The sequence below is a fragment of the Mesorhizobium sp. M7A.F.Ca.ET.027.02.1.1 genome (assembly GCF_004022985.1).
Classification (GTDB): Bacteria; Pseudomonadota; Alphaproteobacteria; order Rhizobiales; family Rhizobiaceae; genus Mesorhizobium.
Genome location: NZ_RZOL01000597.1, coordinates 1 through 2,611, shown reverse-complemented (window position 1 = coordinate 2,611; position 2,611 = coordinate 1). Strand labels below are relative to the sequence as shown.

The 2,611-nt window shown below is 62.6% G+C and carries 2 protein-coding genes; both read right to left on the bottom strand.

The annotated features are described in order from the left end of the window. On the bottom strand, positions 1-1,648 hold a 1,648-nt coding region (locus EN749_RS33910), incomplete at its 3' end, for an alpha-glucosidase family protein (protein ID WP_128364811.1). A gap of 4 nt (positions 1,649-1,652) precedes the next feature. Then, positions 1,653-2,611 (bottom strand): carbohydrate ABC transporter permease (locus EN749_RS33905; RefSeq protein WP_145991126.1); only part of this gene is annotated, 959 nt, incomplete at its 5' end.

The window sequence follows — 2,611 nt, the reverse complement described above, 5'->3', positions numbered from 1 at the left end:
ACCAGGCGCCGTAGCCGCCAAGCTCGATGGAACCGCTGTTCGCCTGCCCCGAAAATCCGTGCCCGGGCAGAGGTTGCAGCGATCGGCCGCCAAGGTCAACCTTGGCCGGCCCGGCTCCCAGATTGAAGACGCAGACGATCTGCTCGTTGCCTGCGCGGCGCGTGAAGGCGACGGTGTCGCCCTCACTTTCGATGAAGGTGATGTCGCCCTTGGCGAGCGCCGGATGGGCACGCCGGAAGGTGAGAAAGCGCCGGTAGTGCTCGAGCAGCGAAGCCTCGTCGCCCTGCTGGACATTGACCGCTTGCGCCAGATGCTTGGCCGGCACCGGCAGCCAGGGCTTTGCCTGGGAGAAGCCGCCATTCTTGGCGCTGCCATCCCACACCATTGGCGTGCGGCAGCCGTCGCGGCCCTTGAATTCCGGCCAGAAGCGGATGCCATAGGGATCCTGCAGATCCTCGAACCGCAGCTCTGCCTCACCGAGCCCAAGCTCCTCGCCCTGGTAGATGCAGACCGAACCGCGCAACGACATCAGCAGCGCCGAGATGACCTTGAGGTAGGCGGTCGGGTCGGCCTCATTGGCGGCCCAGCGCGAGGCCGGGCGCATCACGTCGTGGTTGGAGAAGGCCCAGCACGACCAGCCGTCGCTGGCGACTTTGCCGAAGGATTCCAGCACCGAGCGGACCTTGCCCGCGCTGATCTTTTCCGGCGCCAGGAAATCGAAGGAGTAGCACATGTGCACGCGCTTGCCGCCTGCGGTGTAGGCGGCAACCACTTCAAGCCCGCGCTGCGAATCGCCGACCTCGCCGACCGCTGCGGTTGCCGGATACTCATCGAGCAGGGCACGGAACCGTTCGAGGAAGCCGAGGTTCTCGGGCCGGCTCTTGTCGTAGAGATGGTCCTGGTAGTTGTAGGGGTTGACCGCCGGCGCGGTCTGGTCGTTGCGCTCTTCCGGCGGCAGCGGCGGATTGTTTTCCAGGCCCTGGCTGTGGAAATAGAAATTGATGGTATCGAGCCGGAAACCATCGACGCCGCGCTCCAGCCAGAAGCGGGTGACGTCGAGCAACGCGTCCTGGACCTCGTGGTTGTGAAAGTTGAGGTCGGGCTGTTCGGCCAGGAAATTGTGCATGTAATATTGCTGGCGGCTGGTGTCCCATTGCCACGCCGAGCCGCCGAAGATCGACAGCCAGTTGTTGGGCGGCGTGCCGTCCGGCCTGGCGTCTGCCCAGACGTACCAATCGGCTTTCGGGTTGCTGCGGCTCGACCGGCTTTCCTTGAACCATGGGTGGTTATCGGCGGTGTGCGACAACACCTCGTCGATCATCACCTTCAAGCCCAGCCTGTGTGCCTCGGCGGTCAGCGCGTCGAAGTCGGCCAGCGTGCCGAACATCGGATCGACATCGCAGTAATCCGTCACGTCATAGCCGAAATCCTTCATCGGCGACTTGAAGAACGGTGAAATCCAGATGGCATCCGCGCCGAGTGCGGCGATGTAGGGGAGGCGGCCTATGATGCCCTTGAGATCGCCGATGCCGTCGCCGTTCGAGTCCTGGTAGCTGCGCGGATAGATCTGGTAGATCACGGCGCCTCGCCACCAGTCGCGATCGATGGCGAGGTCAGGCTTCGAGCTGGCCTTCAAAGCGGATTGCATCGTCTCAGCCTCCTTTCACCGAGCCGGCAAGCAGCCCGCGGACAAAATAGCGCTGCAGCGAAAAGAACACGATCAGCGGCACAATGATGGTCACGAAAGCCGATGTCGTCAGAATCTCCCAGTCGCCGCCGCGTGAGCCCAACAGCGCGTTGAGCTTGGCGGTCAGCACGATCTGGTCTGCCTCTGTACCGAGGAAAACCATCGCCACCAGCAGATCGTTCCATACCCACAGGAACTGGAAGATGGCAAACGAAGCCAGCACCGGGAACGACAGCGGCAAGACGATCTTGACGAAGATCTCGAAATCGCTGGCGCCGTCGATGCGCGCCGATTCCATGATTTCGCGCGGCAGGCCCGCAATGTAGCTGCGCAGCAGGTAGATGGCGAAGGGCAGGCCGAAGCCGGTATGCGCCAGCCAGATGCCGAGATAGGTCTTCGACGGCATGCCGAAGAAAGCGCCGACACCATTATAGAGTTTCAACAACGGGATCAGCGACATCTGCAACGGCACCACCAGCAGGCCGATGATGACCGCGATCAGCAACGCCCGGCCGGGAAACCGCATCCAGGCCAGCGCATAAGCGGCAAAGGCGGCGATCAGGATCGGGATGACGGTAGCCGGAATGGTGACGGTCAGGGAATTCATGAATGACCGTCCGATGCCTTCGGAGAACAGCACGGTTCTGTAATTGTCGGTGGTGAATTTCGGCGGCGCCGACGAAGCATAATAGACGCGCTGGCCGCGATCGCCTTCGAACGCTTTCGGGGACTGCATGATGAAGCTGCCGTCGGCATTGAGCTGCAAGGTCATGCCGTCGCCGAGATCGGCTGTGGTGCCGGCGGGATATTGCGTCGGTGCCGCCGATTTGACTCCGAAGGCGCTGATGTCGCGCTTGGCGCCGTCGCCGAAGATATTGCCTTCGAGGACGAACTTGCCGTCCTTCTCGACTTGCGCCGAGGCGG